This is a genomic window from Pseudomonas sp. GM49 (assembly GCF_000282355.1).
Classification (GTDB): domain Bacteria; phylum Pseudomonadota; class Gammaproteobacteria; order Pseudomonadales; family Pseudomonadaceae; genus Aquipseudomonas.
This window is the reverse complement of record NZ_AKJL01000054.1, coordinates 1-20,526: the sequence shown is the minus strand read 5'-3', so window position 1 is coordinate 20,526 and position 20,526 is coordinate 1. Positions and strand designations below refer to the sequence as shown.

21 protein-coding genes are annotated in these 20,526 nt (G+C 58.7%); 11 read left to right on the top strand and 10 right to left on the bottom strand.

What is annotated here, in order from left to right:
• Window positions 1–396: HAD hydrolase-like protein (locus PMI29_RS24020; protein ID WP_007994944.1), on the top strand; the 396-nt coding region annotated here is incomplete at its 5' end.
• Window positions 397–465: 69 nt separating this feature from the next.
• Window positions 466–1,947 (top strand): anthranilate synthase component I, encoded by a 1,482-nt coding sequence (trpE, locus tag PMI29_RS24025; protein ID WP_007994943.1) that lies wholly within the window; start codon window positions 466–468, stop codon window positions 1,945–1,947.
• Window positions 1,948–2,117: 170 nt separating this feature from the next.
• Here trpE and estP read toward each other — a convergent pair whose 3' ends face one another.
• Window positions 2,118–4,028 (bottom strand): esterase EstP, encoded by a 1,911-nt coding sequence (gene estP, locus PMI29_RS24030; protein ID WP_007994942.1) that lies wholly within the window; start codon window positions 4,026–4,028, stop codon window positions 2,118–2,120.
• 407 nt (window positions 4,029–4,435) lie between these two features.
• Here estP and PMI29_RS24035 point away from each other — a divergent pair, with 407 nt between their 5' ends.
• The 4 genes from PMI29_RS24035 to PMI29_RS24050 all read left to right on the top strand — a co-directional run bounded on the left by PMI29_RS24035 (window position 4,436) and on the right by PMI29_RS24050 (window position 7,768).
• Window positions 4,436–5,029, top strand: coding sequence for an aminodeoxychorismate/anthranilate synthase component II (locus PMI29_RS24035; RefSeq protein ID WP_007980194.1), 594 nt, complete (start codon window positions 4,436–4,438; stop codon window positions 5,027–5,029).
• Between the two features lie 9 nt (window positions 5,030–5,038).
• Window positions 5,039–6,088: an anthranilate phosphoribosyltransferase gene (trpD, locus tag PMI29_RS24040; protein WP_007994941.1), complete on the top strand. Its 1,050-nt coding sequence runs from the start codon at window positions 5,039–5,041 to the stop codon at window positions 6,086–6,088.
• Window positions 6,085–6,921 carry an indole-3-glycerol phosphate synthase TrpC gene (gene trpC / locus PMI29_RS24045; RefSeq protein ID WP_007994940.1) on the top strand — a complete coding sequence of 279 codons (837 nt, stop codon included), beginning with the start codon at window positions 6,085–6,087 and terminating at the stop codon, window positions 6,919–6,921. The genes trpD and trpC overlap by 4 nt, the downstream gene beginning before the upstream one ends.
• 145 nt (window positions 6,922–7,066) lie before the next feature.
• Window positions 7,067–7,768, top strand: a complete 702-nt coding sequence (locus tag PMI29_RS24050) for a lipoate--protein ligase family protein (RefSeq protein WP_007994938.1) — start codon at window positions 7,067–7,069, stop codon at window positions 7,766–7,768.
• A 10-nt stretch (window positions 7,769–7,778) separates the two neighbouring features.
• Here the strand turns inward: PMI29_RS24050 and crp are convergent, their stop codons facing one another.
• Entirely contained in the window at window positions 7,779–8,423 is a 645-nt protein-coding gene (gene crp / locus PMI29_RS24055; RefSeq protein ID WP_007986014.1) for a cAMP-activated global transcriptional regulator CRP, read from the bottom strand.
• Between the two features lie 217 nt (window positions 8,424–8,640).
• On the opposite strand from crp, the gene PMI29_RS24060 reads away from it, so the two are divergent.
• Together PMI29_RS24060 and speD are read left to right on the top strand one after the other, a co-directional pair.
• On the top strand, window positions 8,641–9,063 hold the full coding sequence (locus tag PMI29_RS24060; protein ID WP_007994936.1) for an OsmC family protein: 423 nt from the start codon (window positions 8,641–8,643) through the stop codon (window positions 9,061–9,063).
• 239 nt (window positions 9,064–9,302) lie between these two features.
• Entirely contained in the window at window positions 9,303–10,094 is a 792-nt protein-coding gene (gene speD, locus PMI29_RS24065; RefSeq protein WP_007986012.1) for an adenosylmethionine decarboxylase, read from the top strand.
• Between the two features lie 119 nt (window positions 10,095–10,213).
• On the opposite strand, the gene coq7 is transcribed toward speD, so the two are convergent.
• The 6 genes from coq7 to hemJ form a co-directional block, all read right to left on the bottom strand.
• A complete protein-coding gene (gene coq7, locus PMI29_RS24070) occupies window positions 10,214–10,861 on the bottom strand; it encodes a 2-polyprenyl-3-methyl-6-methoxy-1,4-benzoquinone monooxygenase (RefSeq protein WP_033052055.1) in 648 nt (215 codons plus the stop codon).
• A 148-nt stretch (window positions 10,862–11,009) separates the two neighbouring features.
• Entirely contained in the window at window positions 11,010–11,348 is a 339-nt protein-coding gene (locus PMI29_RS24075) for a histidine triad nucleotide-binding protein (RefSeq protein WP_007994932.1), read from the bottom strand.
• Window positions 11,349–11,428: 80 nt separating this feature from the next.
• Window positions 11,429–12,217 (bottom strand): SDR family NAD(P)-dependent oxidoreductase, encoded by a 789-nt coding sequence (locus PMI29_RS24080; protein ID WP_033052053.1) that lies wholly within the window; start codon window positions 12,215–12,217, stop codon window positions 11,429–11,431.
• 61 nt (window positions 12,218–12,278) lie between these two features.
• Window positions 12,279–13,244: a DUF805 domain-containing protein gene (locus PMI29_RS24085; protein WP_007994929.1), complete on the bottom strand. Its 966-nt coding sequence runs from the start codon at window positions 13,242–13,244 to the stop codon at window positions 12,279–12,281.
• Window positions 13,245–13,336: 92 nt separating this feature from the next.
• A complete protein-coding gene (locus tag PMI29_RS24090) occupies window positions 13,337–14,305 on the bottom strand; it encodes an NAD(P)H-dependent flavin oxidoreductase (protein WP_007994927.1) in 969 nt (322 codons plus the stop codon).
• 33 nt (window positions 14,306–14,338) lie between these two features.
• Window positions 14,339–14,770, bottom strand: a complete 432-nt coding sequence (gene hemJ, locus PMI29_RS24095; RefSeq protein ID WP_007994924.1) for a protoporphyrinogen oxidase HemJ — start codon at window positions 14,768–14,770, stop codon at window positions 14,339–14,341.
• Between the two features lie 135 nt (window positions 14,771–14,905).
• Between hemJ and argC the strand changes: the two genes are divergently transcribed.
• Both argC and erpA read left to right on the top strand, forming a co-directional pair.
• The gene (argC, locus tag PMI29_RS24100) at window positions 14,906–15,940 is read left to right on the top strand and encodes an N-acetyl-gamma-glutamyl-phosphate reductase (RefSeq protein ID WP_007985997.1); all 1,035 of its coding nucleotides are present in this window, start codon (window positions 14,906–14,908) and stop codon (window positions 15,938–15,940) included.
• Between the two features lie 167 nt (window positions 15,941–16,107).
• Complete coding sequence (gene erpA / locus PMI29_RS24105) at window positions 16,108–16,458, top strand: iron-sulfur cluster insertion protein ErpA (RefSeq protein ID WP_007906865.1); 351 nt, start codon at window positions 16,108–16,110, stop codon at window positions 16,456–16,458.
• 68 nt (window positions 16,459–16,526) lie between these two features.
• On the opposite strand, the gene PMI29_RS24110 is transcribed toward erpA, so the two are convergent.
• Together PMI29_RS24110 and PMI29_RS24115 are read right to left on the bottom strand one after the other, a co-directional pair.
• The gene (locus tag PMI29_RS24110) at window positions 16,527–17,618 is read right to left on the bottom strand and encodes an anhydro-N-acetylmuramic acid kinase (protein WP_007994921.1); all 1,092 of its coding nucleotides are present in this window, start codon (window positions 17,616–17,618) and stop codon (window positions 16,527–16,529) included.
• Between the two features lie 3 nt (window positions 17,619–17,621).
• On the bottom strand, window positions 17,622–19,040 hold the full coding sequence (locus tag PMI29_RS24115) for a peptidoglycan DD-metalloendopeptidase family protein (protein ID WP_007994920.1): 1,419 nt from the start codon (window positions 19,038–19,040) through the stop codon (window positions 17,622–17,624).
• Between the two features lie 212 nt (window positions 19,041–19,252).
• Between PMI29_RS24115 and tyrS the strand changes: the two genes are divergently transcribed.
• A complete protein-coding gene (tyrS, locus tag PMI29_RS24120) occupies window positions 19,253–20,452 on the top strand; it encodes a tyrosine--tRNA ligase (protein WP_007994918.1) in 1,200 nt (399 codons plus the stop codon).
• Window positions 20,453–20,526: the final 74 nt, after the last annotated feature.

The following is a 20,526-nucleotide window of genomic DNA, read 5'->3' as shown; positions in this document are numbered from 1 at the left end:
CGCTATTTCCGCTGGATCATCGGCGGCGACACCCTGCCACAGAAAAAACCGGACCCGGCCGCGCTGTTTTTCGTGATGAAAATGGCCAATATTCCGGCTTCGCAGTCGTTGTTCGTCGGCGATTCGCGCAGCGATGTGCTGGCGGCGAAAGCAGCGGGGGTCAAGTGCGTGGCCCTGAGCTACGGCTATAACCACGGTCGGCCAATCGCGGAAGAATCGCCCGCGCTGGTGATAGACGACCTGCGCAAGCTAATTCCCGGTTGCCTGGATCAGGCCGCTGAGATAACGTTGGCCGACGCTGTCAAACCCCCTTCTGGAAACGCCATCGTGGTGGTCACTCGCAAACTCTGGATGAAAGTCATCAAGGCCCTGGCCCGCTGGCGTTGGCGCGCCTGACTTGATCCTGGCCGGTTTCCGGCGCGTTTGCATACCTGACTGTTCGACCCTCAAGCCACGAGGCACCTCATGATCCGCGAAGAATTCCTGCGTTTGGCCGCTGCCGGCTACAACCGCATTCCGCTTGCCTGCGAAACCCTGGCCGACTTCGACACGCCGCTGTCGATCTACCTGAAACTGGCTGACGAGCCCAATTCCTACTTGCTGGAGTCCGTACAGGGCGGCGAGAAGTGGGGCCGTTACTCGATCATCGGCCTGCCGTGCCGCACCGTGCTGCGGGTTCACGACCATCACGTCAGCGTGACCGTCGATGGCATCGAGACCGAAAGCCACGACGTGGAAGACCCGCTGGCCTTCGTCGAAACCTTCAAGGCCCGCTACAACGTGCCAACCATCGCCGGCCTGCCGCGCTTCAACGGCGGCCTGGTGGGTTACTTCGGTTACGACTGCGTGCGTTATGTCGAGAAGCGTCTGGGCAAATGCCCGAACCCGGATCCGCTGGGTGTGCCGGACATTCTGCTGATGGTCTCCGATGCGGTGGTGGTGTTCGACAACCTCGCGGGCAAGATGCACGCCATCGTGCTGGCCGATCCGTCCCGGGACGACGCCTTCGAGCAGGGCCAGGCACGCCTGGAAGAACTGCTGGAAAAACTCCGTCAGCCAATCACGCCGCGCCGTGGCCTGGACTTCAGCAAGCAGCAGTCTGCTGACCCGGTGTTCCGCTCCAGCTTCACCCAGGACGATTACGAAAAAGCCGTCGACACCATCAAGGAATACATCCTGGCCGGTGACTGCATGCAGGTCGTGCCGTCCCAGCGCATGTCGATCGATTTCAAGGCGGCGCCGATCGATCTGTATCGCGCGCTACGCTGCTTTAACCCGACGCCTTACATGTACTTCTTCAACTTCGGTGACTTCCATGTCGTCGGCAGTTCGCCGGAAGTGCTGGTGCGGGTCGAAGACAACCTGATCACCGTGCGCCCGATTGCCGGTACCCGTCCGCGGGGGGCCAACGAAGAGGCTGATCTGGCACTGGAAAAAGACCTGCTGTCGGATGCCAAGGAAATTGCCGAGCACTTGATGCTGATCGATCTGGGCCGTAACGACACCGGTCGTGTATCGGAAATCGGTTCGGTGAAGCTCACCGAGAAAATGGTCATTGAGCGTTATTCCAACGTGATGCACATCGTGTCCAACGTTACCGGGCAACTGAAAGCCGGGCTGACGGCGATGGATGCACTGCGAGCGATTCTGCCGGCGGGCACCTTGTCCGGTGCACCGAAGATTCGCGCGATGGAGATCATCGACGAACTGGAGCCGGTCAAGCGTGGCGTCTACGGCGGCGCGGTCGGCTACTTCGCCTGGAACGGCAACATGGACACCGCCATTGCGATCCGCACAGCGGTGATCAAGAACGGCGAACTGCATGTGCAGGCCGGTGGCGGTATCGTCGCCGACTCGGTGCCAGCGCTGGAATGGGAAGAAACCCTGAACAAGCGCCGCGCGATGTTCCGCGCCGTTGCCCTGGCCGAGCAAACCCCGGACGCCTGATTTCACGCAAAAACCTGTGGGAGCGAGCTTGCTCGCGATGGGGCCATTACTGCCACATTGATGTTGTCTGACCCACCGCAATCGCGAGCAAGCTCGCTCCCGCAAGGGTTACACCACCATAAAAAAAACGCGGCGCCTGTGAGGGCGCCGCGTTTTTTATTGCCGGTACATCAAAAGTCCAGCGCAACACCTACGTTGATGCCTTGTTGGGTGAAGTCGTCGTCCTTGCGAATGTTGTAGCTGGCGCGCAATGCCAGATCCCGGGTGAGGTTGTGGCTCACACCCAGGTTCACACGTTGCAGGTGACTTTGCGGGGTGTAGCCTTGCAGCGTGAACTGATTGTTCGGCAGGCTGTTGAGGTTGATGCTCACGTCCTGGGTATCGTCGTTGTACTCACGCTCGATTGCCGCTTCGCCGAACACCTGGGTTTGCGGGGTGATCTGGTATTTGCCCTGCAGTCCAGCGCCCAGGCGCCGGGAAATCCGCTCCTGATCGGCGAAGGTCAGCGCCGTGGAATCGTTGCCGTCCTCAGAGTAACCGTCGACTTTCACTTTGGCGAAGTCGGCGCTGACAAACGGCGACAGGTGCCAAGGGCTGCTGGCTTGTTGCGCAATGTCGTAGCCCAGGCGAGCGCTGAAGGCCTCGACGTAGCCACTGGTATCGCCTTTTTCGCCGCGCTCGTTGACGCCCAGCTGGAACTTACGCTTGAGGCTGTCGTAATCCAGATGCCCGGCCGTCAACGCCGCGTCAGCCCACACACGGTTTTGCTGATACTGGGCGAATGCCGTGCCCAGGTAAGTGTTGAGCTTGTAGTCGGAGTCGTTGCTGCCGGCTTCGAGTTTCTGGTTATAGAAGCCGGCCACCAGACCGACACGCCAAGCATCATCGAGACGGTAGCTGCCACCGATGTTCAGGTTGGCACCGTTACCGTCGGCACTGACCGCGCTGTCCTGACCGTCAAAGTCCTGATGCTGTCCGCCGCCGGCAACAATGGCTCGCCATTGGCCGACGCCTTGCCAGTTTTCCCAATCGGCCAGCCACTGATTGTGCAATTCATCCTGATGCGCGCGCACGGTGCCTTGAGCCATTTCCGGCAGCAAGGTCAGCTCCCACGGCGCGGCCAACAGGGAATACGCGTAGTCGGCAATCAGGCGCTGCCCGGCTTCTGTGGGGTGTACGGAGTCGTTGTAGATCAGCTTGGTCGGGTCCGGCGTGGCGCTGTTGATGCCGTAGCGGGCATTCTCGGTACAACCGCTGCCGCTGAAGCAGGTGGCGATGAGGTTCTGGTCAGTGGCCAGGCCAAACTGCGCCGGGTTGGCAAACGTCTCTTTGAGCAGTACCGGAATGTTGAGCGGGATGATTTCTGCATTGATGTTCTGCAGTCGGCTTACCAGTTCAGTATTGAACTGGTCGCTGAGTTGTGACGTGAACGCTTGCAACGGGGTGCCGTTGAACGCTGGGGTAAAACCGATATCGGGCAGCAACCAGACCATGACGTATCGGGCACCGGCCGATTGCAGCGTTTGTACGCTGTCGGCTAGTCGATCGGCAGCGGCGCTGGCTTGGGGCAGGCTGGTGACACGCCCCTGGAGGAAGTCGTTGCCACCGCCAGACAGGTAGAACAGCGCATTCGGGTCGGCACGGAAGTTGTTCGATGGCAGATAACCCGCCCGGACGCGCTCGCCGGTGTCGGAGGTGGTGGCGATCGACTCCAGGATCTGGTCGGTGCGGTAACCGCCGACGGCCCAGTTGTTACCATCGGGCTGGCCGTTGCTGGCGCGCACGGCCGAATTGGATGACGCGGTCTGGTCCGCCGAGAACCCCAGTTTCCCACCCAGTATCTGCGTGGAGTTGAGCGAGCGGACTTCGCCGCTGCCATCCAGATACACCGGCCCCGTCCGGTTGGTAAAGCGTTTCGTCGCCCCGGCAGGCCCGCCGGTGTCGGCAAAGGTCCCGGCGTCGTTGAGGCTGTCCCCGAAGACCACGAAATTTGTATAAGGATTGGGTGCGGCGTTCGCCTGGGCGCATGCCATCGCGAGCAAGCATCCTGCGAGGGGTACAAACAACGACTGTTTGATCATGAGCAAGTCCGTTTATTTATTGTTGTAGTGAACGAAACGACAGTACCAAAAACTTTCGGCCTTTTGCCATCTGTCGCGAAGCCTTTGATAGTTTCGCGGGCAGTGGCCCCGGCGATATTGCACGCTCTGCCCAGCTAAGTTACTGTGCCGGGACGTACGAACGAGACCTTCCCCGTGTTGATCATCAGTAAACTCCTGGATCAAGTCATCAAGGCACACGCCCGCTGGCGTTGGCGCGCCTGAATTCTTTTGCCGGCTACGCCGGACCTGTACCGCTTTGCCTTCTTTACCTGTTTGAAATGCCGCTTTGCTGGCGCTACTCCAGCACCTGACAAAGCGCAGCGCTCTGCGGGTAATCATTCGAAGGCCATCTTTAAAGTCAGTGAATTCAAGAGGTTCTTAACGCCATGTTGCTGATGATCGATAACTACGACTCCTTTACCTACAACGTTGTGCAGTACCTGGGCGAGCTCGGCTCCCAGGTCAAAGTCGTGCGCAACGATGAACTGACCATCGCTGAAATCGAAGCCCTCAACCCTGAGCGTATCGTTGTGTCCCCCGGTCCTTGCACCCCGACCGAAGCCGGCATCTCGATCGAAGCGATCAAGCATTTCGCTGGCAAACTACCGATTCTTGGCGTCTGCCTTGGACACCAATCCATCGGCCAGGCCTTTGGCGGTGATGTGGTGCGTGCCCGCCAAGTGATGCACGGTAAGACTAGCCCGGTATTTCACGAGGACAAGGGTGTATTCGCAGGCCTGAATCGTCCGCTGACGGTCACGCGCTATCATTCATTGATCGTCAAGCGCGAAACCCTGCCCGATTGCCTCGAACTGACCGCCTGGACCCAGCTCGAAGACGGTTCGGTCGATGAAATCATGGGCCTGCGTCACAAGACCCTGAACATCGAGGGCGTGCAGTTTCACCCGGAATCGATCCTCACCGAGCAGGGCCACGAACTGTTCGCCAACTTCCTCAAACAAACCGGCGGCACGCGCTAAGGACTTTTCATGAATATCAAGACAGCCCTGAGCCGTATCGTTGATCACCTCGACCTCAGCACTGATGAAATGCGCGATGTCATGCGCGAAATCATGACCGGGCAATGCTCGGACGCACAGATTGGTGCGTTCATGATGGCCATGCGCATGAAGAGCGAAAGCATCGACGAAATCGTCGGTGCGGTGTCGGTGATGCGCGAGCTGGCGGACAAGGTCGAACTCAAGACCCTCGACGGTGTAGTCGATGTGGTCGGCACTGGCGGCGACGGCGCCAATATCTTCAACGTGTCGACCGCATCCGCTTTCGTGGTTTCGGCGGCCGGCTGTACGGTAGCCAAACACGGCAACCGTGCAGTCTCGGGCAAGAGCGGCAGTGCCGACCTGCTGGAGGCGGCCGGCATCTACCTGAACCTGACCCCGGTTCAGGTGGCGCGCTGCATTGACAACGTTGGTATTGGTTTCATGTTTGCCCAGACTCATCACTCTGCGATGAAATACGCCGCCAGTCCGCGTCGTGAACTGGGCTTGCGCACTTTGTTCAACATGCTCGGCCCGCTTACGAATCCGGCCGGTGTGAAGCATCAGGTGGTGGGCGTGTTCACCCAGGCCTTGTGCCGGCCGCTGGCCGAAGTGTTGCAGCGTCTGGGCAGCAAGCATGTGCTGGTGGTGCATTCGAAGGACGGCCTGGATGAGTTCAGCCTGGCAGCACCGACGTTTGTCGCTGAGCTGAAGGATGGCCAGATCACCGAATATTGGGTCGAGCCGGAAGACCTGGGCATGAAGAGCCAGAGCCTGCATGGCCTGGCGGTGGATAGCCCGGCGGCGTCCCTGGAACTGATTCGCGATGCCCTGGGCAAGCGCAAGACCGAGAACGGTCAGAAAGCGGCCGAGATGATCATGCTCAATGCCGGTGCGGCGCTGTACGCCGCCGATCATGCCAGCAGCCTGAAAGAAGGCGTTGCATTGGCACACGATGCGCTGCACACCGGGCTCGCTCGAGAAAAGCTTGAGGAGCTGGGTGCATTTACCGCGGTATTCAAAGTGGAGAATGAAGGATGAGTGTACCGACGGTTCTGGAAAACATTCTGGCGCGCAAGGTCGAGGAAGTTGCCGAGCGTAGCGCTCGTGTCAGCCTCGCCGAGCTGGAAAGTCTGGCCAAGACGGCCGATGCACCCCGTGGTTTTGCCAAGGCCTTGCTGGCTCAGGCCAAGTTGAAGCAACCGGCCGTCATTGCCGAAATCAAGAAAGCTTCGCCGAGCAAAGGCGTGATCCGCGAGAACTTCATTCCCGCCGACATCGCCAGAAGCTACGAGAAGGGCGGCGCGACCTGCCTGTCGGTACTTACCGATATCGATTACTTCCAGGGCGCCGATGTCTATCTGCAGCAGGCCCGTGCGGCGTGCCAGTTGCCGGTGATCCGCAAGGACTTCATGATCGATCCGTATCAGATCGTCGAAGCCCGGGCCCTGGGTGCCGATTGCGTGCTGTTGATCGTTTCCGCACTGGACGACGTGAAAATGGCCGAACTGGCGGCCGTGGCCAAAAGCGTGAACCTTGACGTGCTGGTGGAAGTCCACGATGGCGATGAGCTGGAGCGGGCCCTGAAAACCCTCGACACTCCGCTGGTTGGCGTGAACAACCGCAACCTGCACACTTTCGATGTCAGCCTGGAAACCACCCTCGATCTGTTGCCGCGTATTCCGCGTGATCGTCTGGTCATCACCGAGAGCGGCATTCTCAACCGCGCCGATGTCGAACTGATGGAAATCAGCGACGTCTACGCGTTCCTGGTTGGCGAAGCGTTCATGCGCGCCGAGAGCCCGGGTACCGAGTTGCAGCGTCTGTTCTTCCCTGAGCGCGGCGTTCCCGTCAGCGGCTCGACCCTCGACTGACTACTCGCAGACCGAGTCGACCCCTTCGCGAGCAAGCCCGCTCCCACAAGGAGCCTGCTACCCCATGAGATCCATTGTGGGAGCGAGCTTGCTCGCGATGGCGGCATAAGATGCCCCACAGACTGGCCGTTCTATGGAAGACCTTATGACCTCACCTGTTTCCCTGACCATCGAAGCCGGCCTGCAAGCCGAACAGGATCTGCTGGCCTCGGTCTGCGCCGGCGACTCGGAGTTCGGTCTGCTGTTCTGGCAGCCGAGCGATCAGGCGCTGGTCATGCCGCGCCGTTTGAATCGCTTGCCCGGATTCGAGGCTGCATGTGCCGTGTCGGCGGTGGCGGGGTGGCCCGTGCTGCTGCGCGATACCGGCGGCGAGCCGGTTCCACAATCCGCCACAACGATCAACATCGCCCTGGTTTACGCGCCACCACGCAGCGAAGGTGATTTGAACCGCATCGAAACCGGTTACCGGCGCCTGTGCGACCCCATCTGCCAGTTGCTGGATGAATTGGGTGGTTCGTCGTCCCTTGGCGAAATCGACGGTGCATTCTGTGATGGACGCTTCAACGTCAATCTTGATGGTCGCAAGATGGTCGGCACCGCCCAGCGCTGGCGCCAGAGTCAGGGTGGGCAGCGTCCGGTGGGGCTGGTGCACGGTGCGATGCTGATGGATAACGACCGAGAGTCGATGGTCGCCGCGGTCAATCGCTTCAACGAAGCTTGCGGCCTGGAACAACGAGTACGCGCCGAAAGCCACATCGCGTTGCATGAGAAGTTCACGGCACCCTATGCACTGGCGCGCCTCGACGAACTCTATCGGCGGATGCTGGCACAGATGTTCAGCGGCTAGGTTTTCGAGCTTATCGCGTACCGAAGACCACCATGGTCTTGCCTTTGACGTCCACCAGGTTGCGTTCTTCCAGATCCTTGAGCACGCGACCGACCATCTCCCGGGAGCAACCGACAATCCGCCCGATTTCCTGACGGGTCACCTTGATTTGCATGCCATCGGGGTGAGTCATGGCGTCTGGCTGTTTGCACAGCTCCAGCAGGCAGCGGGCAACGCGGCCGGTCACGTCAAAAAATGCCAGGTCACCGACCTTGCGCGTCGTGTTGCGCAGACGCTGTGCGATTTGTCCGCTGAGTACGTAAAGAATGTCCGGATCCTGCAGGGACAACTCGCGGAATTTTGCGTAGCTGATTTCCGCGACTTCGCATTCAACCTTGGCCCGCACCCAGGCGCTGCGCTCCTGTTCCAGGCCGGCCTGCTCAAACAGGCCCAACTCGCCGAAAAAGTCCCCGGTATTCAGGTAGGAAATGATCATTTCCCGGCCATCGTCATCTTCGATCAGGATGGTGACTGAGCCTTTGATGATGAAGAACAGCGTTTCCGAGCGGTCTCCGGCACAAATGATGTTGCTCTTGGCCTGATAGCGGCGGCGCTGGCAATGCATCAACAGCTTGTCGAGGTTCTTGATCTTGGGGTTGGGGGCAATCGCAACCATGGTTGTATCCCGAAAAGACAGCGCGGTGTGTCTGGTTTTTTATGAATAGCGAAAGCTGGCTATGCGCCATCGAATTGGCGTCAGCTTAACAGACACTTCCTGCAACATTCGAGCATTTACCTACAAGGCCGTGGGATATGTCCTAGGACGCCGGGGGCTTCAATCACGGGCCCTGTGCTAAGCTGGCGACCCTTTTTTATACAGTGGAGTCTTGGCGATGAAGGCACGCATCCAATGGGCTGGCGAAGCCATGTTCCTCGGCGAATCCGGTAGCGGTCATGTCGTGGTCATGGACGGTCCGCCCGATGCCGGCGGACGTAACCTGGGTGTCCGGCCGATGGAAATGCTGCTGCTGGGTGTCGGCGGTTGCAGCAATTTCGATGTGGTCAGCATCCTCAAGAAGTCCCGCCAGGCGGTCGAAAGCTGTGAAGCTTTCCTTGAAGCCGAGCGTGCGACCGAAGATCCAAAGGTTTTCACCAGGATCCACATGCACTTCGTGGTCAAGGGCCGCGGGCTGAAAGAAGCCCAGGTCAAGCGCGCCATCGAACTGTCTGCCGAGAAATATTGCTCGGCGTCGATCATGCTCGGCGCGGCAGGCGTGGCAATCACCCACGACTACGAGATCATCGAGCTCGGTTGAGTCGACATTCAACTATCATAAAAGCAGTGCAGACTCTGGCGAACCCAAGCTGACGTCTGCATAATGCGCCACTTTTTTCAGGGTAGTGGCTTGTCAGCCGACAGGCCTCGCACCCGAACAGACAACCAAAATCGCCATCGCGAAGAGGTGTTAACCGTCCTACGCAGGTGCGTTGTTCGCATCTGACGGGCATGCTTGATCACGCGGCCGGGCCGCAAACACATAGAGAGTTTTTAACGGTGAAAAGCAAACTCAAGCTCCACGGGTTCAATAACCTGACAAAGACCTTGAGCTTCAACATCTATGACATCTGCTATGCGGAAACCCCGCAAGACCAGCAGGCTTACGTCGAGTACATCAATAAAGAGTACAACGCGAAACGCCTGACGCAGATCCTCACGGAAGTTGTCGATATCATTGGTGCCAACATCCTGAACATTGCCAGTCAGGACTATGAGCCACAGGGCGCCAGCGTCACGATCCTGATCTCCGAAGAGCCGGTAACCCCGACCGACAGTCAGATCGAAGAGTCCCCGGGCCCGCTGCCTGAAATCATTCTGGCCCACCTCGACAAGAGCCACATCACGGTGCACACCTACCCGGAAATCCATCCGGTCAGCGGTATTGCAACCTTCCGTGTGGACATCGACGTGTCGACTTGCGGGGTCATTTCACCGCTCAAAGCGCTCAACTTCCTGATTCACCAGTTCGATTCGGACATCGTGACCGTGGACTACCGTGTGCGCGGCTTCACCCGTGACGTTGAAGGCAAAAAGCACTTCATCGACCATGAGATCAATTCGATCCAGAACTACCTTTCCGATGACACTTACGACGCGTACCAGATGACCGACGTGAACGTGTACCAGGAAAACCTGTTCCACACCAAGATGCTGCTGAAGAACTTCGAACTGGACAACTACCTGTTCGGCGACGCCACCAGCAACCTGTCCTCTGAGCAACGTGCCCAGGTGACGGAGCGGGTGAAACACGAAATGCTCGAAATCTTCTACGCGCGCAATATGGCGTAAGGCTCTCGAACACAAAAAAAGGCGACTCCCTCACGGCAGTCGCCTTTTTTATTGCTATCACGAACCCCCATGTGGGAGCGAGCTTGCTCGCGATGAAGTCCTGTCAGGCAATCGAGAGGTCAGATCCGATAGGTGCTCTTGGTCATCACCTTGGCCATCAGACTCATCCCGAACTTCACCGGTGCCGGAAACCGGAACCCGCCAGCATCCAGCGCACTTTCAGCATGCTGTTCTTCATCGATGCGCATCTGCTCAAGAATCGCCCGGGATTTTTCATCCTCGGCCGGCAATTGCTCCAGATGTTCGTTCAGGTGTTTGCACACCTGGTCTTCCGTTGCCGCAACGAACCCCAGGCTTACTTTATCGCTGATCAGGCCGGCCACTGCGCCAATCCCGAACGACATGCCATAAAACAGCGGATTGAGGATGCTGGTGTGGCTACCCAGTTGCTGGATGCGTTGTTCGCACCAGACCAGGTGATCGATTTCTTCTTCGGCGGCATGCTCCATCGCGGCACGCACTTGCGGCAGTTTGGCAGTCAGCGCCTGCCCTTGGTACAGCGCCTGGGCGCAGACTTCGCCGGTGTGGTTGATGCGCATCAGGCCGGCAACGTGGCGCGTGTCTTCGTCGCTCATTTTCGCATCCGGCTGCACGATGGCCGGCGACGGACGGTACGGCTGGCCGCTGAAGGGCAGCAGGGTGCGCATCGCGGCATCGGCTTGCAGCAGAAGTCGGTCAATTGGCGAGTAGTGACGTTGGGTAGTCATGCTGACCTCCGGGGGAATTTCGGCGGCCAGTTTAACCCAATCGGCCGGGGAAGGATTGCGCTGGGTCATTGTGTTGCAGAGGCTGTGACAGTGTTGTGATGCCCTTGTGGGAGCGGCGGTGCGGCGATCCCACAAGGGGTGGCTGCAATCAGCCCGGCGGCCAGTGCATCTGGCGCTGACCCAGTACGTGCATATGAATGTGGTAGACGGTTTGCCCGCCTTCTTCATTGCAGTTCATTACGACGCGGAAGCCTTTTTCGCAGCCCAGTTCCAGTGCCAGGCGCTGGGCGGTGAACAGAATGTGCCCGGCCAATGCCTTGTCAGCTTCGGTCAGGTCATTCAAGGTGCGAACCGGTTTCTTCGGTACCACCAGAAAATGTACCGGTGCCTGTGGGGCAATGTCGTGGAAGGCCAGTACCTGGTCGTCCTCGTAAATGATCTTCGCCGGGATTTCCCGGTTGATGATCTTGGTGAACAGAGTATCCACAGCTGTTTTCTCCGTTGTTTGGGCTGGGCTGAGTGTACTCATGGCTCATGCCGACGCCCAGCCTTTTACCTTGAGTTGGATCAGCGCGGACAGTAGGCCTTGTTGACCATGCCGGCAATGGTGCGAGTCAACCAGCGCGAGCCGAGTCTTGGCAGGAAGGCGAACCAGCGGTTGCGCCGTCCCGGAATGATGATCGCTTGATTCTTTTCCAGTGCGCGCACGGTGTAGAGCGCCACTTCCTCGGGGCTCATCAGCAGTTTGCTGTTGGCCAGTTTGTCGTTGTTGAGTTGCGCAGTACGGAAAAACGCCGTGCGGGTCGGCCCGGGGCAGAGCACCGAAACCCGGATCGCACACTTTTTCAGCTCGACGCGCAACCCTTCGGAAAAGTGCAGCACATATGCCTTGCTGGCGTAATAGGTGCTCATCCATGGTCCTGGTTGAAACGCCGCCACCGAGGCCACATTCAGAATCTGCCCACCGCCTTGCAGGGCCATGCTGTTGCCGATGGCGTGGCACAGGCGGGTGAGGGCGAGGATGTTCACTTCGATCAGGTCTTGCTCGGTCATCCAGTCCTGGGCCAGAAACGGGCCGCATGTACCGATACCGGCGCAGTTGACCAGCAGATCGATCTGCCGGTCGCCTTCTTCCAGCTCCAGCAGGAATCCGGACAGGCGCAGTGGCTCGCCAAGGTCACAGGCGCGGAACAATACTTCCACGCCGAACCTTTGGGTCAGTTCAATTGCAATACTTTCCAGCTGATCACGTTGTCGGGCCACCAGAATCAGGCTGCGGCCGCGCCGGGCCAACGCTTCGGCCATTGCCAGGCCGATGCCGCTGGAGGCGCCAGTGATCAGAGCGTAACGGGTCATGCAGTTCTCCATCGCAACAGCTCCGCGCCGCGACGCAGGTGTCACGGGCCAGGAGCGCTGTTCATTCTTTCGCAGAGTCTACAGGGGGCTGGACCTCTTCGGCTGCATCGTCGACGGAATTTGGCACCGGTGCGACCTCGACGTCGATTTCATCGGTGGTGACCGAACTGCTTTCGTAGCTGCTCTGGGCGGCGCTTTTGTATTCTTCCCGTATCGCCGTGAGACCACCGGTCAGCGAGCCGAACAGAACCAGCGCGATAACAATCAGCCACAGCGAAGACAATACCTTGACCGCGGTACTGTTCGGCGGAGGCGGCGGGCCGTAGCGGTTGGCGGTGTCGTTGCCCGGCACAACCATGATCACGAACGGAAAGAAGCTGCCAACGAACGGCACCAGGTTAAGCAGCCACAGCCAGCCGGACCAGCCGACATCGTGCAAGCGTTGAACAGTGATCTGGATGCTGACGAATATAAATCCGACGAACAGGATCAAGGCCAGCAAGCTGCCCAATATCAGGCCCGCGGTCGAATCCGCGCCGATGAGAGCCAGAGCGACCAAGGCAAACACCCCGCAAACGGCCAGGAGTACAGTTGACAGCACCAGCGTCCAGGCGAGGTAACGCAAGCGGCCGATACGGCCATCGAAACTGAATGGCTTGAGCGTGGCGAATTGCGCCGCGACTTCGCCGACCGGCGCGCGAGGCGGCGCGTAAGGGGATTGCGGATCTGCAAAAGACGCCTGGCTGCTGGCCGGGGTATGGTCATGAACGTCGGTGAGGTTCAACTCGATCCGGGTTTCGGCTTCGATGCGGGCGTCGATACCGGTTTTGCTCAGTGCATGGAGGTAGGTCTGGGCATCGGCTTGCGACAGGTTGCGTTTGAGCGCTACCGGACGTCCGGTAAACAGGCGCTCGATGGCCGAGACATCGCTTTTGAACAACTCGGCGAGATTGAGCTTTGCCGTGGTGATGTCGACACCGGGCAGCAAGGCGCCCTCGAATACGATCTTGAAATGTTTTTCGCCCATGTGCGAAGCATCCTTGTCGCGAGAGGTTGAAAGAAGAATGTTGTGTTCGGCGAGTGTAAGGCCAGCCGGGCAAGACTGGCCAAGGTTTGCTGTCAGCGTGGCCAGCGTTTGGTCAACCGGGCGGCGTGCTCCAGGGCCGTGCGGTACTCCGCGTCGAGACGAGCAATCAACTGCTCGACACTCGGCAAGTCCTCGATTTCTCCCACGCCCTGGCCGGCAGACCAAACAGTTTTCCAGGCTTTGGCCTCATCGCTCACGGGTTTGAGCTTGGAGCCGAAGTTGATCTCGCCCTTGCCTTGCAAGGCGGCCATGTCGAAACCGGCGGCCTCCAGGCTCTGGCGCATGAAACTCGCGGGGACACCTGACACGGCTGGAGTATGGATGATGTCTGCTGCTTTGGATGTCAGCAGCATTTCTTTGTAGGCGTCAGGCGCGTGGCTTTCGGTGGTACCGATAAAACGCGTGCCAAAGTAGGCCAAATCCGCACCGAGCAATTGCGCGGCAAGAATTTCGTGGCCATGGTTCAAGCAGCCGGCCAGTAACAGGGTCTTGTCGAAGAACTGGCGGATTTCGGCAATCAGCGAGAACGGGCTCCAGGTCCCGGCGTGTCCACCGGCGCCGGCGGCCACGGCGATCAGACCATCCACACCTGCTTCGGCGGCTTTCTCGGCGTGGCGACGGGTCGTCACGTCATGGAATACCAGGCCGCCGTAGCTGTGGACAGCATCGACCAGTTCTTTCACGGCGCCGAGGCTGGTGATCACGATCGGTACTTTGTGTTCGACGCAGATCTGCAAATCCGCCTGTAAACGTGGATTGCTGTTATGGACGATCAGGTTCACGGCATAAGGTGCGGGGTTTTCCAGTGTCGCCAGCCCGGCTTCGATTTCTTCCAGCCAGGCCCTGAAGCCGCTGCTTTCGCGCTGATTCAGCGCCGGGAAGCTGCCGACCACGCCCTGGCGACAGCAGGCGAGTACCAATTGCGGATTTGAAATCAGGAACATCGGCGCTGCCACCACGGGCAGACGCAAACATTGTTCAAGCAGAGCGGGCAGCGACATTGGAAGTACCCCGGTGAGTTGTGCCTGTTGGATTTAGAACGGCCGAACGACGACCAGAATTACGATTGCCAGCAATATCAGAACCGGAACCTCATTGAACCAGCGATAAAAGACATGGCTGCGGGTGTTTTCGCCACGGGCAAAACGTTTTACCTGCGCGCCGCACATGTGGTGGTAGCCGATCAGAAGCACCACCAGCGTCAGCTTGGCGTGCATCCAGCCACCCTGAGTGAAGTAGGCGCCTGGGTTGAGGCTGATCAACCAGCCGCCGAAGATCAGTGTCGCGATCATTGCCGGGCCCATGATGCCGCGGTACAGCTTGCGCTCCATGATGCTGAAGCGTTCCTTGCTGACGGTGTCCTCGCTTTGGGCGTGATAGACGAACAGTCGCGGCAGGTAGAACAGGCCGGCAAACCAGCAGACGACGCTGATGATGTGAAGCGCTTTGAGCCACAGATAAAGCATTTTTAGTTATTCCCCAATTCACGGTAGCCAGAATAGTAGAGGCTTGACGCTCCGCACGTCACCTTGCCGGTTGTCGCAGGCGCCTGCGCGCCCTATTATCGACGGCTTTCCAGTGGGTTCGTTGAGGGCAGGTTTATGGTCAAGGTCGGTATCGTCGGCGGCACGGGTTACACCGGTGTCGAACTGCTGCGTCTGTTGGCGCAACATCCGCAAGCTGAAGTGGTTGTCATCACTTCCCGATCCGAGGCTGGCCTGGCCGTGGCCGACATGTACCCGAACCTGCGAGGCCACTACGACGGCCTGGCGTTCAGCGTTCCGGACATCAAGACCTTGGGCGCTTGCGATGTGGTGTTTTTCGCCACGCCACACGGTGTTGCCCATGCTTTGGCGGGCGAATTGCTGGCGGCCGGGACCAAGGTCATCGACCTGTCGGCCGACTTCCGTCTGCAAGACGCGGATGAATGGGCCAAATGGTACGGCCAGCCGCACGGCGCGCCGGAACTGCTGGACGAAGCGGTCTACGGTCTGCCGGAAGTCAATCGCGAGCAGATCAAGAAAGCACGCCTGATTGCCGTGCCAGGCTGCTATCCAACCGCAACGCAATTGGGTTTCCTGCCATTGCTCGAAGCCGGCCTGGCCGATGCTGCGCATTTAATCGCTGACTGCAAATCCGGCGTCAGTGGTGCCGGTCGTGGTGCTTCCGTAGGCTCGCTGTACTCCGAGACATCGGAAAGCATGAAGGCCTATGCCGTCAAAGGTCACCGTCACCTGCCGGAGATTCGCCAGGGGCTGAGTCGTGCAGCAGGCAAGGACGTCGGCCTGACCTTCGTTCCGCATCTGACGCCTATGATTCGTGGCATTCACTCCACGCTGTACGCAACCGTCGTTGATCGCTCGGTGGACCTGCAGGCGCTGTTTGAAAAACGTTATGCCAATGAGCCGTTCGTCGATGTGATGCCGGCCGGTAGCCATCCTGAAACTCGCAGCGTACGCGGTGCCAACGTTTGCCGTATCGCGGTGCATCGTCCGCAGGATGGTGATCTTGTGGTGGTGTTGTCGGTGATCGATAACCTGGTCAAAGGTGCTTCGGGCCAGGCAGTGCAGAACATGAATATCCTGTTCGGGCTGGATGAGCGTCTGGGTCTTTCGCACGCCGGCATGTTGCCGTAAGGCTTATCGCGCACAGCAAAAAGGCCCGTCTAACGGGCCTTTTTGCATTTCGGGCTGGCGATTGGATTGGTTGATATACCATAACAATAGTTGACCGCTTTTCTAGGAGAAGCGGATAATGCGCGTCATCACGCAATATGACGGCGTAACGCCGGGAGATAGTCAGCATGAGCGTCGAATCCTTCACCCCCACGGCTTTGCAATTCACCCACGGTGCCGCGCACAAGGTGAAGAGCCTGGTCGATGAAGAGGGGAATGATCGCTTGAAGCTGCGCGTATTCGTTACGGGCGGCGGTTGTTCAGGTTTTCAGTACGGTTTCACCTTCGATGAAGAAGTGGCCGATGACGACACCATCGTCGAGCGCGAAGGTGTGAGTCTGGTGGTCGATCCAATGAGCTTCCAGTACCTGGCAGGTGCCGAAGTGGACTATCAGGAAGGTCTGGAAGGTTCGCGTTTCGTCATCAAGAACCCGAATGCGACCACCACCTGTGGCTGCGGTTCTTCGTTCTCGATCTGATCAGCGCACCTGTTTCACAGAACGCCGCACGGCCTCAGGGTCTTGCGGCGTTTTGCTGTGCGGAGGATTTATGCGGGGTAGATGGCGCCGAGTACGCGCAAACCGCGGGCACCGGTAACGCTCGGACGGTTGGCTGCAATGCCTTCGAGGCAGCAATGAGCCAGCCACGCGAAGGCCATGGCTTCGACCCAGTCGGGGTCTACACCGTAGGTGGCGGTGCTGCTGACGCTTGCATTTGGCAGCAGGTTGGCCAGGCGACTCATCAATGCGGTGTTGTGGGCACCGCCGCCGCAGACCAACAATTCCTGCGTGTCCGCCTGGGCGCTTTGCAGTGATTCGATGATGGTCAGCGCGGTCAGTTCAAGCAGCGTCGCCTGAACATCTTCGGCGGCGAAGGCTGGCAGTCGTGCCAGATGCTGTGTCAGCCATGGCAGGTTGAACACTTCCCGGCCGGTACTCTTCGGGCCTTTGGTCACAAAGAACGGATCACTGAGCAGTGCATTCAGCAGGACCGGTTCTACGTTGCCGCTGGCGGCCCATTGGCCGTCACGGTCAAAGTGGTCGCCGCGTTGCTGATGAATCCAGGCGTCCAGTAGCACGTTGCCCGGGCCACAGTCGAAACCGGCAACAGGCTTGCCGGGCTCGATAAGGCTGAGATTGCTGAAGCCGCCAACGTTCAGCACGGCGCGATTACCGAGCCGTTCTTCAAACAAGGCTTCGTGAAAGGCGGGAACCAGCGGTGCACCTTGTCCGCCGGCAGCGACATCGCGGCTGCGGAAGTCGCTGACCACGGTGATACCGGTCAGCTCCGTCAGCAGGGCCGGGTTGCCGATCTGCACGGTGAAGCCGCGTGCCGGTTCATGGCGGATGGTCTGGCCATGGCTGCCAATTGCACGAATGTCGTCAGGCTTCAGTTGCTGTTGAACCAGAAGGGTGTGAATCCCTTGGGCTGCCAGTTTCACCCAGTTTTGCTGGGCGATGGCGGAGCGGGCGATTTCGTCCGGGCCGCTGGCGCACAAGCCGAGCAGCTCGGCGCGCAGGGTATCGGGCATCGGGATGTAGTGGGAGGCGATCAGTCTGATCGCCGGGGCTTGCTCGATCAGTGCGATGTCCAGGCCATCAAGGCTGGTTCCGGACATCACACCTATATAGAGCGCCATGTCTTAGCGCTTGCTCGAAGCCAGCAGAGTGGCTTTTTCCTGTTCCATGCGCGCCATCAGTGGCTGGCTTTGGGCGAGGAAGCGTGTGCGTTCGGCCTTGGCAATCGGATCGGCCATTGGCAGTTTCTGGCCCAGCGGATCGACGTGCACACCATTGACCTGGAACTCGTAGTGCAGGTGCGGCCCGGTGGAGAGGCCAGTGGTGCCGATATAGCCAATCACCTGGCCCTGTTTCACTGTGCCGCCAGTCTTCACGCCTTTGGCGAAGCCTTGCATGTGGCCGTAGAGCGTGGTGTAGGTGTTGCCGTGCTGGAGGATCACGGTGTTGCCGTAGCCGCCACGACGGCCGGCCAGCAACACCTTGCCATCACCGGCAGCCTTGATCGGCGTGCCACGCGGTGCTGCGTAGTCGACGCCTTTGTGGGCGCGGATCTTGTTCAGGATCGGGTGTTTGCGGCCCATGGAAAATTTCGAACTGATGCGGGCGAAGTCCACCGGTGTGCGGATGAACGCCTTGCGCATGCTGTTGCCGTCAGCGGTGTAGTAGCTGCTGTTGCCTTGTTTGTTGGTGTAGCGCACGGCGGTGTAGGTCTTGCCGCGGTTGGTGAAACGCGCCGACAGGATCGGGCCATTGCCGACGGCCTTGCCGTTGACCACCTTTTGCTCGTAGATCACGTCGAACTCGTCACCCTGGCGAATATCCTGGGCGAAGTCGACGTCGTAGCCAAACACACTGGCCATGTCCATGGTCAGGCTGTGAGACAGGCCGGCACGGGCCGCGGATTGCGACAGCGAGCTGTTGATCACGCCATGAACGTAAGCGGAGCGCACGGTCGGTTTTGCGGTAATGCGGTTGAACGTGTAGGCCTTGTCGTTCTTGGTCAGGCTGATGCTTTCGATGTCGTTGAGCTTGCTGTGCAAGTTGGTCAACTGGCCGTCAGGGCTCAGTTCGAATTCAAGTTTTTGCCCATGCTTGAGCTGGCTGAATTGCTTTGCCTGCTTGTCGCTGGCCAGTATTTCATGCACTGAAGTGGCTGGAAGCCCGACTTTCTCGAACAGTGTGGAGAGGGTATCGCCCTTGGCGACGATCACTTCCCTGTGGCTTGCCGGCTTCTTTTCTTCAACGACCGGCGCCGGTTCGGCTTGAGCGGTTTCCTGGGTGTCCTCGGCGCTGTTGTCGATCTGCGCGAAGGGAGATGTTGCTGGTTCATTTGTGGCTTGAACGACGTCAGCAGCGTCTTGATCTTGTGTCAGTTGTTCAGCAGGACTTTCCAGTTCAAGACTAAGGGTCGTCTTTTTGGCTTCAACATCGCTGGAAGGGAATACCAGGAGCGCCAGACTGAGAAGGGCGGCGATGCCACTTGCGGCAAGCAAGTGGGTTTTCGGGTAAAGCGGCGGCGCTTTAGACGATTCTGTGGTCATAAGTGGCTTTGACTTTGAAAAAAGATGAATTGGAAAAGATGAATGACATGATGAAGATGAAATAACTGTATAAAATATAACCAAATCATCTCTGAAGCAAGTCCGTAGGTGTTCTGCCTGCGGATTGGCGTCCGTGCGCCGGGCAAACCTTGTATTTGACGCGCGATCTTGTATGGTTGGTTCCCTTTGAATCTGAGCCTTGCGGGTCTGTTATGAAGTCGGTTGAAGAGCAGCTAGCGCTGATCAAACGTGGTGCGGAAGAACTGTTGGTCGAGTCCGAGCTGATTGAAAAGCTCAAGCGTGGCCAGCCGCTACGTATTAAGGCGGGCTTCGATCCAACGGCTCCTGATCTGCACTTGGGTCACACCGTGCTTATTAATAAGCTGCGCCAGTTCCAGGAGCTGGGGCATCAGGTGATCTTCCTGATTGGTGACTTCACCGGGATTATTGGTGATCCAAGCGGCAAGAGTGCTACGCGTCCACCGCTCACTCGTGAGCAGGTCCTCGAGAATGCCGAGACCTACAAGACTCAGGTCTTCAAGATTCTGGATCCGGCAAAAACCGAAGTGGCATTCAACTCCACCTGGATGGATCAGATGGGGCCGGCTGACTTCATTCGCCTGACCTCGCAGTACACAGTGGCTCGCATGCTCGAGCGTGATGACTTCGACAAGCGCTACACAAGCAATCAGCCAATCGCTATTCATGAGTTCCTTTATCCGCTGGTTCAGGGGTACGACTCGGTAGCTCTGCGCGCAGACGTCGAGCTCGGTGGTACCGATCAGAAGTTCAACTTGCTGATGGGGCGTGAACTGCAGCGTGGTTATGGTCAGGAAGCTCAGTGCATTTTGACCATGCCGCTGCTCGAAGGTCTGGATGGCGTGAAGAAGATGTCCAAGTCCTTGGGCAACTATGTCGGTATCCAGGAGGCACCGGGTGTGATGTACAGCAAGCTGGTTTCCATTCCGGATGCGCTGATGTGGCGTTACTTCGAGTTGCTCAGCTTCCGCTCCATGGATGAGATCAATGCGTTCCGCGCTGATGTGGAGGCGGGTGCCAACCCGCGCGATATCAAGATCAAGCTGGCTGAGGAGATCGTTGCGCGCTTCCATGGTGAGGAGGCTGCGGCCAATGCTCATCGTGCAGCTGGTAACCGTATGAAGGAAGGCGAGCTGCCGGATGACCTTCCAGAGATCGAATTGACGGCTGCCGAGGATATGCCGATTGCTGCCGTCCTTAATAAGGCTGGTTTGGTGAAGAACTCGGCGATGGCGCGAGACCTTCTCGGTTCGGGTGGTGTGCGTATAGATGGTGAGGTGGTTGACCGCGCCTTTATATATGTACTGGGTGCAACCCATGTTTGCCAGGCCGGCAAGAAGGCATTTGCGCGTATTACGCTCAAGGCTGAATAAAGTTGAAATAAAGTGTTGACGGCGAATTTTAGAAGCCTATAATTCGCCCCACTTCCGGCGCAGTCGAAACGGAA

Excerpts from the sequence above, each read along its gene's own strand:
- argC (WP_007985997.1), top strand. The coding sequence starts at position 14,906 with ATGGTCAAGGTCGGTATCGTCGGCGGCACGGGTTACACCGGTGTCGAA.
- PMI29_RS24080 (WP_033052053.1), bottom strand. The coding sequence starts at position 12,217 with ATGACCCGTTACGCTCTGATCACTGGCGCCTCCAGCGGCATCGGCCTG.
- PMI29_RS24090 (WP_007994927.1), bottom strand. The coding sequence starts at position 14,305 with ATGTCGCTGCCCGCTCTGCTTGAACAATGTTTGCGTCTGCCCGTGGTG.
- estP (WP_007994942.1), bottom strand. The coding sequence starts at position 4,028 with ATGATCAAACAGTCGTTGTTTGTACCCCTCGCAGGATGCTTGCTCGCG.
- hemJ (WP_007994924.1), bottom strand. The coding sequence starts at position 14,770 with ATGCTTTATCTGTGGCTCAAAGCGCTTCACATCATCAGCGTCGTCTGC.
- PMI29_RS24085 (WP_007994929.1), bottom strand. The coding sequence starts at position 13,244 with ATGGGCGAAAAACATTTCAAGATCGTATTCGAGGGCGCCTTGCTGCCC.
- erpA (WP_007906865.1), top strand. The coding sequence starts at position 16,108 with ATGAGCGTCGAATCCTTCACCCCCACGGCTTTGCAATTCACCCACGGT.
- tyrS (WP_007994918.1), top strand. The coding sequence starts at position 19,253 with ATGAAGTCGGTTGAAGAGCAGCTAGCGCTGATCAAACGTGGTGCGGAA.
- PMI29_RS24110 (WP_007994921.1), bottom strand. The coding sequence starts at position 17,618 with ATGGCGCTCTATATAGGTGTGATGTCCGGAACCAGCCTTGATGGCCTG.
- coq7 (WP_033052055.1), bottom strand. The coding sequence starts at position 10,861 with ATGACTACCCAACGTCACTACTCGCCAATTGACCGACTTCTGCTGCAA.
- PMI29_RS24050 (WP_007994938.1), top strand. The coding sequence starts at position 7,067 with ATGACCTCACCTGTTTCCCTGACCATCGAAGCCGGCCTGCAAGCCGAA.
- trpD (WP_007994941.1), top strand. The coding sequence starts at position 5,039 with ATGAATATCAAGACAGCCCTGAGCCGTATCGTTGATCACCTCGACCTC.
- trpC (WP_007994940.1), top strand. The coding sequence starts at position 6,085 with ATGAGTGTACCGACGGTTCTGGAAAACATTCTGGCGCGCAAGGTCGAG.
- PMI29_RS24115 (WP_007994920.1), bottom strand. The coding sequence starts at position 19,040 with ATGACCACAGAATCGTCTAAAGCGCCGCCGCTTTACCCGAAAACCCAC.
- crp (WP_007986014.1), bottom strand. The coding sequence starts at position 8,423 with ATGGTTGCGATTGCCCCCAACCCCAAGATCAAGAACCTCGACAAGCTG.
- trpE (WP_007994943.1), top strand. The coding sequence starts at position 466 with ATGATCCGCGAAGAATTCCTGCGTTTGGCCGCTGCCGGCTACAACCGC.
- PMI29_RS24035 (WP_007980194.1), top strand. The coding sequence starts at position 4,436 with ATGTTGCTGATGATCGATAACTACGACTCCTTTACCTACAACGTTGTG.
- PMI29_RS24060 (WP_007994936.1), top strand. The coding sequence starts at position 8,641 with ATGAAGGCACGCATCCAATGGGCTGGCGAAGCCATGTTCCTCGGCGAA.